Origin of the sequence: Apilactobacillus bombintestini (genome assembly GCF_003627035.1) — a bacterium.
GTDB classification, from domain to species: Bacteria; Bacillota; Bacilli; order Lactobacillales; family Lactobacillaceae; genus Apilactobacillus; species Apilactobacillus bombintestini.
The window spans coordinates 586,904-603,620 of sequence record NZ_CP032626.1; the positions used below are offsets into that span (position 1 = coordinate 586,904).

General features: G+C 34.0%; 13 protein-coding genes. All 13 read left to right on the plus strand.

All coding sequences use genetic code 11. The features are described 5' to 3' along the window. The first annotated feature begins 9 nt into the window (after nucleotides 1-9). The 13 genes from D7I45_RS02935 to dnaK all read left to right on the plus strand — a co-directional run bounded on the left by D7I45_RS02935 (nucleotide 10) and on the right by dnaK (nucleotide 16,644). Nucleotides 10-1,719: a proline--tRNA ligase gene (locus D7I45_RS02935; RefSeq protein WP_120784264.1), complete on the plus strand. Its 1,710-nt coding sequence runs from the start codon at nucleotides 10-12 to the stop codon at nucleotides 1,717-1,719. 55 nt (nucleotides 1,720-1,774) lie between these two features. Continuing rightward, complete coding sequence (locus D7I45_RS02940) at nucleotides 1,775-6,103, plus strand: PolC-type DNA polymerase III (protein ID WP_120784265.1); 4,329 nt, start codon at nucleotides 1,775-1,777, stop codon at nucleotides 6,101-6,103. Nucleotides 6,104-6,217: 114 nt separating this feature from the next. Beyond that, on the plus strand, nucleotides 6,218-6,691 hold the full coding sequence (gene rimP, locus D7I45_RS02945) for a ribosome maturation factor RimP (protein WP_120784266.1): 474 nt from the start codon (nucleotides 6,218-6,220) through the stop codon (nucleotides 6,689-6,691). Between the two features lie 17 nt (nucleotides 6,692-6,708). Beyond that, nucleotides 6,709-7,794, plus strand: coding sequence for a transcription termination factor NusA (nusA, locus tag D7I45_RS02950; RefSeq protein WP_120784267.1), 1,086 nt, complete (start codon nucleotides 6,709-6,711; stop codon nucleotides 7,792-7,794). Nucleotides 7,795-7,817: 23 nt separating this feature from the next. After that, nucleotides 7,818-8,117 carry an RNase P modulator RnpM gene (rnpM, locus tag D7I45_RS02955; protein WP_120784268.1) on the plus strand — a complete coding sequence of 100 codons (300 nt, stop codon included), beginning with the start codon at nucleotides 7,818-7,820 and terminating at the stop codon, nucleotides 8,115-8,117. Further along, complete coding sequence (locus D7I45_RS02960; protein ID WP_120784269.1) at nucleotides 8,107-8,424, plus strand: L7Ae/L30e/S12e/Gadd45 family ribosomal protein; 318 nt, start codon at nucleotides 8,107-8,109, stop codon at nucleotides 8,422-8,424. The genes rnpM and D7I45_RS02960 overlap by 11 nt, the downstream gene beginning before the upstream one ends. 4 nt (nucleotides 8,425-8,428) lie before the next feature. Next, a complete protein-coding gene (gene infB / locus D7I45_RS02965; RefSeq protein WP_120784270.1) occupies nucleotides 8,429-10,669 on the plus strand; it encodes a translation initiation factor IF-2 in 2,241 nt (746 codons plus the stop codon). A 14-nt stretch (nucleotides 10,670-10,683) separates the two neighbouring features. Further along, nucleotides 10,684-11,037 (plus strand): 30S ribosome-binding factor RbfA, encoded by a 354-nt coding sequence (rbfA, locus tag D7I45_RS02970; protein ID WP_120784271.1) that lies wholly within the window; start codon nucleotides 10,684-10,686, stop codon nucleotides 11,035-11,037. Nucleotides 11,038-11,148: 111 nt separating this feature from the next. Then, entirely contained in the window at nucleotides 11,149-12,060 is a 912-nt protein-coding gene (truB, locus tag D7I45_RS02975; protein WP_120784272.1) for a tRNA pseudouridine(55) synthase TruB, read from the plus strand. A gap of 11 nt (nucleotides 12,061-12,071) precedes the next feature. Further along, on the plus strand, nucleotides 12,072-13,010 hold the full coding sequence (gene ribF, locus D7I45_RS02980; RefSeq protein ID WP_120784273.1) for a riboflavin biosynthesis protein RibF: 939 nt from the start codon (nucleotides 12,072-12,074) through the stop codon (nucleotides 13,008-13,010). A 103-nt stretch (nucleotides 13,011-13,113) separates the two neighbouring features. Next, nucleotides 13,114-14,154: a heat-inducible transcriptional repressor HrcA gene (hrcA, locus tag D7I45_RS02985; RefSeq protein ID WP_120784274.1), complete on the plus strand. Its 1,041-nt coding sequence runs from the start codon at nucleotides 13,114-13,116 to the stop codon at nucleotides 14,152-14,154. A 14-nt stretch (nucleotides 14,155-14,168) separates the two neighbouring features. Continuing rightward, a complete protein-coding gene (gene grpE / locus D7I45_RS02990) occupies nucleotides 14,169-14,750 on the plus strand; it encodes a nucleotide exchange factor GrpE (protein WP_120784275.1) in 582 nt (193 codons plus the stop codon). Between the two features lie 22 nt (nucleotides 14,751-14,772). Then, the gene (gene dnaK / locus D7I45_RS02995) at nucleotides 14,773-16,644 is read left to right on the plus strand and encodes a molecular chaperone DnaK (RefSeq protein ID WP_120784276.1); all 1,872 of its coding nucleotides are present in this window, start codon (nucleotides 14,773-14,775) and stop codon (nucleotides 16,642-16,644) included. Nucleotides 16,645-16,717: the final 73 nt, after the last annotated feature.

Consider the following 16,717-nt stretch of genomic DNA (forward strand, 5'->3'; position numbering starts at 1 on the left):
AGATTTTTTATGAAACAATCAAAAATGTTAATCCCAACACTTAAGGAAGCTCCTAAAGGGGCCGAAGCACTTAGTCATAAGTTGATGTTACGTGCCGGATATATTAAACAAGTTTCTGCTGGTATGTATGCATACTTACCACTAGCTTACAGAGTTATTTCTAATATTGAACGTATTATTAGAAAAGAAATGGATAGCATTAATGCTAATGAAACATTAATGCCTGCTGTTTTACCAGCTAAGCTATGGGAAGAATCTGGACGTTTAAGTACTTATGGTCCAGAATTATTTAAGTTAAAGAATCGTCATGACACAGATTTTATTTTAGGACCTACTCATGAAGAAACTTATACTTCATTGATTAGAGATACTATTAAGTCATATAAGAAACTTCCATTAGTTTTATATCAAATCCAACCAAAATATCGTGATGAAGATCGTCCACGCTATGGTTTGTTGCGTTGTCGTGAATTTTTAATGAAGGATGCTTATTCATTCTCCATCGATGATGATGACTTAAACCGTATTTATGATGAAATGGAAAATGCATACAGAGATATTTTTGACCAAGTAGGATTAAATTACCGCACTATTATTGGTGATGGTGGAGCAATGGGTGGATCTGATTCAATTGAATTTTCTGCTCCTGCTGCAGTAGGTGAAGATACTATTGTTTACTCAGATAAGAGTAATTATGCAGCTAACTTGGAAATGGCAAAGAGTAAGTATGTTTCTGACAAGAAAGATGTTGAAATGAAGCCACTAGAAAAGGTAAGTACTCCTGATGTAAAAACTATTGAACAAGTAGCTAAACATTTTGATACTGACATGAGTAATGTTGTTAAGAGTGTATTGTTCATGGCTGATGAAAAGCCAGTATTAGTGTTAGTACGTGGTGATCATGAAGTTAACGAAATTAAGGTTAAGAATTACTTAAATGCTTCCTTATTTGACTTTGCTAATGATGAACAAATTAAAGAATATGCTAATACTGTAAAAGGTTACGTAGGACCATTTAATTTGGATGACAATGTAACTGTATTGGCTGATAACTATGTTAAAGATATGACTAATGCATATGTTGGTGCTGGTGAAAACGAAGCTCACTATGCAAACTTCAATGCTGAAAGAGATATTTCTGATGTTAAATTTGACGACTTTAGAATGGTTGAAGAAGGTGAAGTTTCACCTGATGGTTCTGGAGTATTAAAATACACTAGAGGTATTGAAATTGCTCATATCTTCAAGCTAGGTACTAGATACTCTAAAGATCTAAATGCAAACGTTTTAGATCAAAATGGTCGTCAAAAGCCTGTAGTTATGGGATGCTATGGTATTGGTATTAGTCGTTTATTGACTGCTATTGCTGAACAACAAGCTGATGAAAATGGTTTAATTTGGCCTAAATCCATTTCACCATTTGATGTACATTTGATTCCAGTTAATATCAAGAACGAAACTCAAATGAAGGTAGCAAACGAATTAGAAAAAGAATTAGAAGATAAGGGATACGATGTATTAACTGATGATCGTAAGGAAAGAGCCGGTGTTAAATTTGCTGATTCTGACTTAATCGGTCTACCAATTAGAGTTACTGTTGGTAAGAAAGCTAGTGAAGGTATCGTAGAAATTAAGATTAGAAAAACTGGCGAAACAGTAGAAGTTAAACAAGAAGAAGTAGTTAATACTGTTTCTATCCTATTTAAAGATTTGAAGTAGTCAGAAAGGTCAGTTCAGTAAACTGGCCTTTTTTGGTGATAGAACTGGAGGTTTTATATTGTTAAACCAGGAAGAGTTGTTTAAAAAATTATTAAATCAACTACAATTATCGGATCAAGTTGATAGTGATAATTTTAAGAACGGTCAAATCGAAAAGATAGATATTCATAGAAAATCTAATATGTGGCAATTTTATTTAAAATTACCTAAGATAATGGACTATAAATCTTTTGTTGATTTTTATAGTCGTATGCAAGCTACTTTTGATGAAATTGCAACAACTAGAATAAAAATTAATGCTGATAATAATGAATTTGATAATAAAATTTTAGGAGATTATTGGGAATGGGTTGTAAAGCATGCTGATGTTTCTGATTCCATAAGAAATGAACTATTACAACATGAAGCTCCAAAATTAAATGATAAACGTGTGCAATTATTAGCTGAAAATGAGATCGTAAAAAACTTTTTGGTAGAAAAAGCCGTTAGTCCAATTGAGGATTTGTATCAAAATATGGGATTCCCTAAATTTCACATTAATGTTCTAGTGGATGAAACAGCTTCACAAGAAAAAATTAAAGATTTTAAAGCTGAAAAAGAAAAACGTGATGCTGAATTAGCTAAAAAAGCTATGAAGGCAATCAAAGAATCTGCTAATAAACGTGAGAAAAAGGGTGCTGAATCAGTACCAAAAGGTAAAGTTCAAATTGGAAGAAAAATCAAAGATGATATTGAAATAACTAAGATGGCTGATATCGTTCAAGAAGAACGTTTAGTAGTAGTTAATGGACACATCTTTAGCAAAGAAATTCGTTCACTTCGTTCAGGAAGACAATTAATGATTTTGAAGATTACTGATTATTCATCATCAATTGAAGTAAAGAAGTTTTCTAATAACGAAACTGATGAAGCTAACTTTGCAGCTCTTCAAGAAGGAGACTGGATTAAAGTTCGTGGTGGAGTTCAAGAAGATAATTACAGTCATGAATTAACTTTGAATGCTTACGATATTAATCCACTTCATCATGAAGGAAGACAAGATACCGCTGATGATAAACGTGTGGAATTGCATTTACACACTACTATGAGTCAAATGGATGCTACTAATGGAATTGAGGAATATGTACAAAGAGCAAAAGATTGGAATCATCCAGCTATCGCTATTACTGATCATGCTGCTGTACAAGGATTCCCATTTGCATACAGTGCTGCACAAAAAGCAGGAATTAAAATGCTTTATGGTGTTGAAGCTAATGTAGTGGATGACGGGGTTCCTATTACATTTAATGCTGATGATCGTAAGTTATATGATGCTACTTATGTAGTATTTGATATTGAAACTACGGGATTATCTGCAATTTATGACAAGGTTATCGAAGTTTCTGCCGTAAAAATGCAACATAACAATGTTATCGATCAGTTTGAAGAATTTATTGATCCAGGATTTCATTTATCTGAATTCACAACTAAATTAACTTCTATCACTGATGATATGGTTAAAGGCTCCAAGTCAGAAGAAGAAGTGTTTAAACTATTTAGAAAATTCTGTGGTGATAACGTAGTAGTTGGTCATAACGTTACATTTGATGTGGGATTCATGAATGTTGGTTATAAGAGATATGGGATGGATGAAATTCAAAATCCTATTATCGATACATTACCATTAGCAAGATTCTTATACCCACACTATAAGAGTTATCGTTTAAATACTTTAGCTAAAAAGTTTGATGTTTCATTGGAACACCATCACCGTGCTGTTTATGATGCGGAAAGTACTGGTCATTTGAATTATATCTTCTTAAAAGATGCCGAAGAACGATATGGCATTACTAAGGTTAGCGAATTAAATGATCATATGACTGAAAATGATGCATACAAACATGCTAGACCATTCCATGCGATATTAATGGCTAAGACACAAGCTGGATTAAAGAACATGTTTAAGCTAGTTTCACTTTCTAACGTTAAATACTTCTATCGTGTTCCTAGAATTCCTCGTAGTGTGCTAGAAAAGTATAGAGAAGGACTATTAATTGGTTCAGCTTGTTCTAGTGGTGAAGTCTTCATGTCTATGTTGCAAAAAGGAAAAGAAGAAGCTAAAAAGAAAGCTGAATTTTATGATTACTTGGAAGTTCAACCAAGTGCGGCATATCAACCAATGATTGATTCAGAGTTAATTCATGGAGAAAGTCATTTACATGAATTAATTCAAAATATGGTGGATATGGGTAAAGAAATGGATAAACCGGTGGTTGCAACTGGGGATGTTCATTATCTAGACCCTCAAGATTACATTTATCGTAAAATCTTAATTCATTCACAGGGTGGAGCTAACCCATTGAATCGTGAAAGATTGCCTAAGGTACCATTCCTAACTACTAATGAAATGTTAGAAGATTTCAATTACTTAGGCGAAGATGTTAGTCATGAGATTGTAGTAACTAATACGCAAAAGATAGCTAATATGATTGATGACGATATCCATCCTGTGTTGGATAGATTGTACACACCTCATATGAAAGGTGCGGAAGATGAAATCAGAAACAGTACAATGGATAAAGCCCATGAATTGTATGGTGATCCATTGCCTGAATTGATTCAAAAACGATTAGATAGAGAATTAAAGAGTATTATCGGAAATGGTTTCTCCGTTATTTATTTAATCGCCAAGCGTCTGGTAGCTAAGAGTAATAAAGATGGATATTTGGTAGGGTCTCGTGGTTCTGTTGGATCCAGTTTAGTTGCTACTATGGCTGGAATTACTGAAGTTAATCCATTGCCACCACATTATCGTTGTCCAAATTGTAAATACTCTAAATTCTTTACTAAAGGAGAATATGGTTCAGGATTTGACCTACCTCATAAGAAATGTCCTAAATGTGGAACTTTAATGATTGGTGACGGTCATAATATTCCTTTCGAAACATTCTTAGGATTTAGTGGTAACAAGGTTCCTGATATTGATTTGAACTTCTCTGGTGACTATCAACCAATTGCACATAACTATCTAAAAGTTTTGTTCGGTGAAAATAACGTATATCGTGCCGGTACTATTGGTACAGTTGCAGATAAAACTGCTTATGGATATGTTAAGGCATATGAACGTGATACTGAACAAACCATAAGAACAGCTGAAATTGATAGGTTAGCTAAAGGTGATACTGGGGTTAAAAGAACTACTGGACAACATCCAGCCGGTATCATCATTGTGCCTGACGATATGGATATTTATGACTTTACACCTATACAATATCCAGCCGATGATCAAAATGCTGCATGGGAAACTACTCATTTTGATTTCCATTCTATTCACGATAATATTTTGAAGATGGATGTTTTGGGACATGATGATCCTACTATGATCAGAATGCTTCAAGATTTATCAGGTGTTGATCCACAAACTATTCCAATGGATGATCCTGGTGTTATGGGATTATTCTCTGGAACAGATACTATTGGAGTTACCGAGGATCAAATACAATCTAAGACAGGTACATTAGGTGTTCCAGAATTTGGAACTAAATTTGTTAGAGGGATGTTAGAACAAACTAAGCCTGAAAACTTCTCTCAACTATTACAAATTTCTGGTTTATCACATGGTACTGACGTATGGTTAGGAAATGCTGATGAGTTAATTAAGGAAGGAAAAGCTACTATCGCCAACGTTATTGGTTGTCGTGATAACATTATGACCGACTTAATTAACTGGGGATTAGATTCTGAAACCTCATTTCAAATAATGGAATATGTACGTAAAGGTAGAGGTATTAAGGACGAATGGATGAAGAAAATGCATGAAGCAAATATTCCTCAATGGTATATTGATTCATGTTTGAAGATTAAATACATGTTCCCTAGAGCCCATGCTGCTGCATATGTTTTAATGGCTTTGCGTGTGGCATACTTTAAGGTATACTTCCCATTGGTTTACTACTGTGCATATTTCTCAGTTCGTGCCGATGATTTTGATTTAGTTTCTATGTGTAAAGGAAAAGAAGCAGTTAAAAAGCGCATGAAAGAAATTAACGATATGGGAAATGATGCTTCTGCTAAAGATAAGAACTTATTAACAGTACTTGAATTAGCTAATGAAATGATGGAACGTGGATTCGGCTTTGAAATGGTTGATTTAAATCGTTCTGATGCCGAAGAATGGTTAATTGATGGTAATAAATTGATTGCTCCATTTAGATCCATTCCTGGTTTAGGATTAAACGTTGCAAAGCAAATTGTTGCTGCACGTGAAGATAAGAAATTCATTTCAAAAGAAGACATTTCCAAACGTGGTAAAGTATCTAAGAAATTGATTGAATTTATGACTGAAAATCATATAATTGATGACTTACCTGATGAAAATCAATTGAGTCTATTTGATATGATGTAGTTATATTGAAATATCATTATTTATGTGGTACTATAAATAATGATTTATATCTGGTGGAAAGGAGTGAGCAGAAATGCTCGCTCTTTTTATTGGATTTTTTTAGGAGGCGTATCATTGAGCGAAGTTACAGAAACGGTTAAAAAATTAGTAACCCCAATTCTTGATAATCACGGATTCTATTTATATGATATTGAATTCGTTAATGAAAATAAGAATTGGTATTTGAGAGTTTATGTGGATAAAGACAATGGAATTACTATTGAAGATTGTGCATTAGTATCTGATGAATTAAGCGAAAAGCTAGATTCAATGGATCCTGATCCAATTCCTCAAGCTTACTTTCTAGAAGTCTCTTCTCCAGGAGCAGAAAGACCTCTCAACAAACCTGAACATTTTAAAGAGGCCGTGGGTAAGTATATTCATGTTTCTTTATATGCTCCTATAGAAAAACAAAAAGTTTATGAAGGTACATTAAAAGAACTTAATGACGATGATATCGTATTAACAATTAACTTAAAGGGTCGCATTAAAGATATAAAAATACCAAAGAAATCAATTGCAAAAGCAAGATTAGCAATTAAATTTTAATTAAGGAGAATTTAACAATGAGTAAAGAACTTTTAGGCGCATTAGATGCCTTAGAAAATGATAAAGGTATTTCTAAGGAAACAGTTATTGATGCTTTGGAAGCAGCATTAACTTCTGCCTACAAGCGTAATTATAATCAAGCACAAAACGTGGAAGTTTCTTTTGATGAAAAGAAGGGAAACATTCATGTTTATGCTGTAAAAGAAGTAGTTAACGAAGTAGTAGATGCAAGATTAGAATGCAGCTTAGCTGACGCACTACAATTAAACCGTGGTTATGAAATCGGTGACGAAATTCGTTTTGAAGTTACTCCAAAGAACTTTGGACGTATTGCTGCACAAACTGCAAAACAAGTTATTATGCAACGTGTTCGTGAAGCTGAAAGAACTATCGTTTACAACAAGTACAGTAAATACCAAGATGAATTAATCACTGGTGAAGTTGAAAGACAAGACAATCGTTTTGTATACGTTAACCTAGGTAAGGTAGAAGCTGTTATGCCTAAAGGTGACCAAATGCCTAACGAAGAATACCGTCCACAAGACCACATCAAGGTATATGTTAACCGTGTTGAAGATGCTACTAAGGGACCTCAAATTTTCGTAAGTCGTACTGCACCTGGTCTATTGAAACGATTATTTGAAGAAGAAGTTCCTGAAATTTATGACGGAACTGTTGAAATTGTTTCAATTGCTAGAGAAGCTGGTGATCGCGCTAAGGTTGCTGTTAGATCCAATAATGAAGATATAGATCCAGTTGGTACAACAGTTGGTCCAAGAGGACAACGTGTTCAAACCATCGTTAATGAATTAGGTGGAGAAAACATGGATATTGTTCAATGGACAGAAGATCCTGCTGAATTTATTGCTAATTCATTAAATCCATCTGAAGTAGTAGATGTTATTTTTGATGATGAAAATGAACATGCATGTACTGTAGTTGTTCCTGATTACCAATTATCATTAGCAATTGGTAAGCGTGGTCAAAATGCTAGATTAGCTGCTAAATTAACAGGTTACAAGATTGATATTAAATCTGAATCAGAAGCTGATGATTTAGACAATGAATCAGAAGTCGATGAAGATGTCGATAACGAAGAATAACGAATTAAAGGAGTGATAATTCAATGAGAACAAGAAAAGTTCCAATGAGAAAAGATGTTGTTACAGGTGAAATGGCTCCAAAAAAGGAATTAGTTAGAATCGTTAGAGATAAAGAAGGAAATGTCTCCATTGATGAAACGGGTAAAAAGTCTGGTAGAGGCGCTTATGTTTCTATAGATGTAGAAGTTGCAAAAAAAGCTAAAGAAGAAAAGAAACTTGATGAAGTCTTTTCAGTTGACTTAAGCGAAGATTTCTATAATGATTTAATTGCTTATGTAGATCATAAGCAAGCTAGAAAAGAACTATTCAACAATGACAAATAAAGATAAGTTATTAAATTTTATTGGAATTGCAAAGCGTGCTGGTAAGATTACTACCGGCGAAGATATATTACTCGGAGCAATCCGTAAGAGAAAAATTAAATTTCTTATAATTGCTGCTGATTCTGGAAAAGCTAGTTTCAAGAAATTTACAGATAAAGCAAACTATTATGCAATTGATACTAATACTGTCCTTACAAAAGAAGATATTAGCAAAGCAATTGGAGTTCCAAGAACAATCATTGGAATAACTGATAATGGATTTGCTAAACGGTTGAAAGAAATGACAAATAACTGCAAAGGAACGTGATGGTATGGGAAAAAAGAGAATTTATGAATTATCAAAAGAAATAAAAGTAGAAAGCAAAAAGATTATTGATGAAGCTAACAAGAAAGGCTTTAACGTAAAAAATCATATGTCTACTTTAGATCCTCATGAAGAAAAAGCAATTCGTGATGCTTTTTCATCAAAGAAGAAGAACAATTCTCAAGCTTCTAACAATAAGCAAAATAAAAACAAGAAGCCAAATAATAATTCAAACCACAATGTGAAAAATAATCACAGTGATAACAACAATCATAGTAATAATCATGGTAATAACAATAACCATGGCGGTAATAATAATCACCGCAATAATGATTCTTCTAACAACTTTAAGAAGGGTAAGAAGAACAAGAAGAAATTTAATAAGAGAAACAATCGCCATAATCGCTTTGCTGGTATGTACACTAAGAACCAACGTATTAGACAAAACCATAAGCAAAAGAAAGCACCAGAAAGAAAAGAACGTCCATTACCAGAAACTCTTGTTTACACTGTAGGTATGAACGCACAAGAAATTGGTAAGATTATCCATAGAGAACCAGCAGAAATTGTTAAGAAATTATTTATGCTAGGTATTATGGTTAACCAAAATATTTCTCTAGATAAGGATACTATTGAACTTCTTGCTGAAGACTACGGTATTAAAGCTGAAGAAAAACAAGAAGTAAATGTTTCTGATATTGATAAGTTCTTCGAAGAAGAAGAAGAAAATACTGATTATCAAGAATCACGTGCACCAGTTGTTACAATCATGGGACACGTTGACCATGGTAAGACTACTTTACTTGATTACTTGAGAAATTCACATATTACAGCTGGTGAAGCTGGAGGAATTACTCAAGCTATCGGTGCTTACCAATTAAAGAGAAATGGTAAGACAATTACATTCTTAGATACACCGGGACATGCTGCCTTCACTGCTATGCGTGCTCGTGGTGCTGATATTACTGATATCACTGTATTGGTAGTTGCTGCTGATGATGGTGTTATGCCACAAACTGTAGAAGCTATTGATCACGCTAAAGCAGCTAAGACTCCAATTATTGTTGCAATTAACAAGATTGATAAGCCAGGTGCTAACCCTAACCATGTAATTGAACAATTAGCAAACTATGAATTAATCCCAGAAGACTGGGGTGGAGATACTATCTTTGTTGAAATTTCAGCTAAGATGGGTACCAATGTTGATGAATTGCTAGATATGATTCTATTACAATCCGATGTTATGGAATTACAAGCTAACCCTAAACAACATGCCGCTGGTTCAGTTATTGAAGCTCGTCTAGATCGTGGTCGTGGTCCTGTTGCTACTCTATTAGTACAACAAGGTACTATGCACGTTGGTGATCCAATCGTTGTTGGTGATACTTTCGGACGTGTAAGAACTATGAATAATGAAAAGGGTATTGAATTGGATGCTGCTAAACCATCAACTCCAATTGAAATTACTGGTTTAAATGACGTGCCTGAAGCAGGTGATCGTTTCGTCGTATTTGATGATGAAAAGACTGCTCGTGCTGCCGGTGAAGAACGTGCTAAAGAAGCACAAATGGAAGAACGTAAGAAGAACAATAGTGTTACTCTAGACAACTTATTCGAATCTCTAAAAGAAGGAGAAATGAAAGAAGTTGCTGTAATTATTAAAGCTGATGTTCAAGGTTCCGTTGAAGCACTAAGTGGAAGCTTAAAGAAGATTGATGTTGAAGGTGTTAAGGTTAACATCGTGCACAGTTCTGTTGGTGCTATTAACGAAAGTGATGTTGCTTTAGCTGAAGCAAGTAACGCTATTATCCTAGGATTTAACGTTCGTGCTACATCTCAAGCAAAAGACCAAGCAGATGCTGATAATGTTGATATTCGTCTACATCAAGTTATCTACGATGCTATTGATGAAGTTGAATCAGCAATGAAGGGTCTACTTGCTCCTAAGTACAAGGAAGTAGTTACTGGTGAAGTTGAAGTAAGACAATTATACAAGGCTTCAAAAGTTGGTACCATTGCTGGTGGAATGGTTACAAATGGTGTAGTTAAGAAAGATAGTAAAGTTCGTTTGATTCGTGATAATGTGGTTATTTACACAGGTGAATTAAACAGTTTGAAGCGTTTCAAAGACGATGCTAAAGAAGTTAAGCAAGGATTTGAATGTGGTCTTACTATCGAAAACTACAACGATATTAAGGAAGGCGACGTTATCGAAGCCTACGAAATGAAAGAAGTTCCTGCTGAATAAAGGAGTGAATAGTAATGGCTCAATACAGAGTTGGAAGACTAGAACAAGAAATCCAAAAAGAAGTAAATGATATTTTATTGAAACGTGTGAGAGATCCTCGTGTTCAAGGAGTTACTATTACTGGTGTAGATGTTACTGGAGACTTACAACAAGCTACTATTTATTACAGTATTTTATCTGATAAAGAAAGAGACGAGGATAAAACACAAAAGGGCTTGGATAAAGCTACTCCTTTAATTAGAGGAGAACTAGGTGCAAGATTAAGCATTTACAGAACTCCTGAACTTACTTTTAAATTAGATGAATCTATTCAATATGGAAGTAAAATTGATAGATTAATCAATAAATTAAAACAAGAAGATCGTTAAGATTTAAAAAGACCCGTATTATACGGGTCTTTTTTTATTCAGAATAATTAAAGAAGATTTTTCACTATGATATAATTTTAACTAAATGATTTATAAGGAGAACGGATAATAATGGACGGAATAATTCCTTTATACAAAGAAAAAGGCATGACTAGTTTCGCTTGTGTTAGTAAACTACGCGGAATTTTAAAAATGAAAAGAATAGGTCATAGTGGAACTCTTGATCCTAATGTAGAAGGAGTATTACCTATTTGCTTAGGAAAAGCTACTAAATTAGTACAATATTTAATGGCATCAGGTAAAGTTTATCGTGGAAGTATTACGATAGGATTTTCTACAACTACAGAAGATTTAGATGGGGAAGTAGTGGATACGAAACCATTGAATGAAAAGCTAAGTGATGATAGGATTAATGAACTATTAGCATCTTTTGTTTCAGATGATTTAATTCAAATTCCACCTATGTTCTCAGCTGTAAAGGTTAATGGTAAGCGTTTATATGAATATGCACGTAATCATGAGGAAGTAAAAAGACCTGAAAGACATGTTCAAATTAAATATTTTAAGCAAACTAAACCTAGTGAATATGATGCTGAAAAACATGAACAAAAGATTTATTTTGAAGTAGGTTGCGGTAAAGGAACTTACGTAAGAACTTTAGCAGTGGATTTTGGTAGAAAAATAGGGATGCCTGCTGTTATGTCTAGCTTAACTAGAATTAAGAGTGGGGGATTTGATATATCTGAAACTGTAAAGTTAGCTGATATTCAAAAGGCAGCTGATGAAGGTAAGCTAGATGGTATTGTTCGTTCACTAGATTCTGCATTACAACAGTTTGAACATATTGAACTAGATGATAATCAGTGGAAAATGGTAAAAAATGGTGGCTTTTTATACAGTAATGAATTAGATGCCCACAATAATAAGTGTGTTCTTACCTACGAAGGTGGAGTTAAGGCGTTATATTACTGGGATGAAAATAAAGAAGTATATAAACCAGAGAAAATGTTTAGTAATAAATAGGAGATTTGATTATGAAAATAGTGAATATACATCACCCAATAGATGATGACTTTAGAAATGATGCCAAAGTGGTTTTGGCAATGGGTTACTTCGATGGTATTCATTTAGGACATCAAGAAGTAATTAATCGAGCCAAAGAAATTGCTAATCAAAAGCATTTACCATTAGCAGTGTTAACTTATGACCATAAACCAGCAGTAGTCTACAAACAACTAAGTCCACATGAACGTAGAAACATAATTATGAATGATGAAAAAATGAAGTTTATGGAATCAATGGGTGTGGATAAAGTATTTTTAGTAAATTACAGTTTTAATTTTCAAAATCAAACGCCACAAGAATTTGTAGATAATTATTTAATTAAATTTAATGTAGACACAGTAGTTGCTGGTTCTGATCATACTTACGGTGCTAAAGACGCAACTATGGACTTATTACCTAAATATGCAAAGAACAGATTTGATGTAGTGTCTGTTGACTTAAAGAAATTTAAGTATGAAAAGGTAAGTTCTACTAGAATAAGAAGAAATTTAGATGATGGTCATATAAAAACGGTTAATGAATTAATGGGTCGACCATTTCATACAGTGGGTACAGTAGTACATGGATTGGCTAGAGGTAGAAAACTAGGATATCCTACCGCAAATATTGAACATGATGAATTACAATGGTTACCAGCTATAGGAATATATGTAGTAAATGTCCACATCGGCAATGATATATATCATGGTATGGCATCCATAGGTAGAAATGTTACTTTTGGAAATAGTAATCCTATTACTGTAGAAATTAATTTATTGGATTTTGATAATAATATCTATGGAGAAGTAGTAGGAATTGATTGGCTATATCGCATCCGTGGAGAAGTTAAATTTGAGGGTGTAGATAAGCTAATTGAACAGTTAAAAGATGATGAAGATTTTACTAGAATGTTTTTTAAAAATAACTAGCATTTTTCTTGACTTATAATTAGGGCTTTGGTACATTATATATTGTAGTTAGCACTTATTCATTGCGACTGCTAATCGTGCTAATTTTAAGGAGTGATCGGATATGCTTACTGAAAGAGAGAAGATGATTTTGCAAATCATTGTTAATGATTATACAAAATCTGGTATTCCTGTTGGTTCTAAGGCATTATCCAATCAATTACCAATTCATGTCAGTTCTGCTACGGTTAGAAATGAGATGGCTTATTTAGAGCAAATTGGTTTGATAACTAAAAATCATTCATCATCGGGAAGGGTTCCTTCAATTGAAGGTTATCGCTATTATGTTGATAATTTATTAAATCCTAATCCCATTGATAGTAATGATATGACGATTATCCAAAATTCGTTATCTGGAAGGTTTAAGAAGATTGATGAAATTGTTCAGCAATCTGCTAATATTCTTTCTAATTTAACTAATTACACAGCTTTAACATTAAAGCCTGAACAAGGAGCAGTACCAAAATTAGGAAGCTTTAAATTAGTTTCACTAGGTAGTCATCAAGTTATGGCTATTTTGGTTACTGAAAATGGTGAAGTTGTTAATCAAGTATTTCATATATCGGATGAAATTAATGGAGAAAATCTTGATCCTATCGTAAGAATGATTAATGATAAATTAGCTGGTAAACCTCTTAATGAAGTGTTTAATAAATTGAAGGCAGAAATTGCTCCTGAAATTATTAAATATGTAAAGAATCCAGATAATATAGTTCAAACCATTGGTGATGTTTTGAATGAAGCTTCTAAGAATCAGTTCTATATCGGTGGAGAATTGAATCTATTAAGTTTTACTGATAATAATGATGTCAGTTATCTAAAACCAATATACTCATTACTAAATGATTCTGATGATGCGTATAAGGTTATAAAAAGTTCTGACAATTCAGTTTCTGTAAAAATTGGACCTGAACTTAGCAACGAACTTTTGAAGAATTATAGTGTTATTACAGGATCTTATGATGTTGGTCAATATGGTAAAGGTGTTATAGCCGTTCTAGGTCCTACTAGAATGCCATATTCCCGAGTTATTGGGATTGTAGATGGCTTCAGAAATGAGTTATCTAAGAGACTGAAAGATTATTACGATAAATACAATCAGTAAAAGGAGGCATTAATTTGGCAAACAAGAAGGATGATGAAAAGGATTTAAAAAAATCCGTAAATGAAAGTGATGCAGCTAAAGAAAAAGGCGCTGACAAAAAGGCTGATAAGAAAGCTAAAAAAGGCACCAAAAAAGATGCATTAAAGGATAAGGTTGATGAACTTCAACAAAAAGTTGATGAAGTTTCAGATAAATACCTTAGAGCTGAAGCGGAAATGCAAAATATGCAAAACCGTTTCAAGCGTGAACGCGCTGACATTTACAAATATGATGGCCAAAAGTTAGCTACTAGCATTTTACCCGCTATTGATAACTTACAACGTGCATTGGATGTTGAAGTTACTGATAAGGGTGGTAGCCAATTAAAACAAGGTGTTGAACTTGTTTTAAACCATTTCCAAAAAGCATTGTCTGAAAATGGTATTGAAGAAATTGATGCTTTAAACAAGGAATTTGACCCTACTTTATGTCAAGCAGTTAAAACTGTTCCTGCTGATGATGATCATAAAGCAGATACAGTGGTTGAAATTTTACAAAAAGGCTATAAACTATCAGATCGTGTTATTAGACCATGTATGGTTGTAGTTGCACAATAAAAAGATAAAGGAGAGATTCATAATGGCAAGTAACAAAATTATTGGAATTGATTTAGGTACTACTAACTCAGCTGTTGCTGTTCTAGAAGGTAAAGAACCTAAGATTATTACAAACCCAGAAGGTTCACGTACAACACCTTCAGTTGTTGCATTCAAAGACGGTGAACCACAAGTTGGTGCTGTTGCAAAGCGTCAAATGATTACTAACCCTAACACTATTTCATCAATTAAGAGTCACATGGGTGAAGAAGGATACACTGTTGATGTTGATGGTAAGAAGTACACACCACAACAAATTTCAGCAATGATTCTACAATACATCAAGGGCTTTGCTGAAGATTACTTAGGTGATACTGTAAGCCAAGCTGTTATTACTGTTCCTGCATACTTTAATGATGCACAAAGACAAGCTACTAAGGATGCCGGTAAGATTGCTGGTTTGGATGTAAAACGTATCATTAACGAACCAACTGCCGCATCATTAGCATATGGTCTAGACAAACAAGACAAAGATGAAAAAGTTCTTGTATATGACCTTGGTGGTGGTACTTTTGATGTTTCCGTTCTAGAATTAGGTGACGGTGTATTCCAAGTACTATCAACTAATGGTGATACTCATTTAGGTGGGGATGACTTCGATAAGCGTGTTATGAACTACCTAATTGATCAATTCAAGCAAGAAAACGGAATTGATTTATCAAATGATAAGATGGCATTACAAAGATTAAAGGATGCTTCTGAAAAGGCTAAGAAGGACTTATCAGGTGTTTCTGAAACTGAAATTAGCTTGCCATTTATCTCATCTGGTGAAAATGGTCCACTTCACTTACAAACTACTTTAACTCGTGCTAAGTTCAATGAACTAACTTCAGACTTAGTTGACAAGACTAAGGTTGCTTTTGACAATGCATTGAAGGATGCTGGATTAAGCACTTCAGACATTGATGAAGTTATCTTAAATGGTGGTTCAACTCGTATTCCAGCTGTTCAAGAAGCTGTTAAGAACTGGACTGGTAAGGAACCAAACCACTCAATCAACCCTGATGAAGCCGTTGCTTTAGGTGCCGCTGTTCAAGGTGGTGTATTGACTGGTGATGTTAAGGATGTTGTTCTACTAGATGTTACTCCACTATCATTAGGTATTGAAACTATGGGTGGTGTATTCACTAAGTTAATCGATAGAAATACAACTATTCCAACTTCTAAGTCACAAGTATTCTCAACTGCTGCTGATAACCAACCAGCCGTAGACATTCACGTACTACAAGGTGAACGTCCAATGGCAGCTGATAACAAGACTTTAGGTCAATTCCAACTAACTGACATTCCAGCTGCACCTCGTGGTGTTCCTCAAATCGAAGTTAAGTTCGATATTGATAAGAACGGTATTGTTAATGTTTCTGCTAAGGATAAAGGTACTGGTAAGGAACAAAAGATTACCATCAAGGACTCAAATGGTCTATCAGATGATGAAATCAAACGTATGATGGACGAAGCTAAGAAGAACGAAGCTTCTGACAAGAAACGTAAGGAAGAAGTTGACTTGAAGAACGAAGTTGACCAATTAATCTTCCAAACTGATAAGACATTGAAGGAAGTTGACGGTAAGGTTTCAGAAGATGAAATCAAGAAGGCTAAAGATGCAGAAGATGCATTGAAGAAGGCTAAGGACGACAACAACCTAGATGATATGAAGGCTAAGAAGGACGAATTGAGTAAACAAGTTCAAGCATTAGCTGTTAAGTTATATCAACAAAAACAAGCTGATGGCCAAGGCTCAGATCAATCAGCTCAAGGCAATGCAAACAATTCATCAAACGGTAATGGAAATGATGACAACACTGTTGATGGTGATTTCCACGAAGTTCATGATGATGACAAAAACAATAAGTAATTATATTACTTACTAAAAAGGTCAAAGTCTGACTTGTTGGGCTTTGACCTTTTATTTAAAAATTAAAACGTGG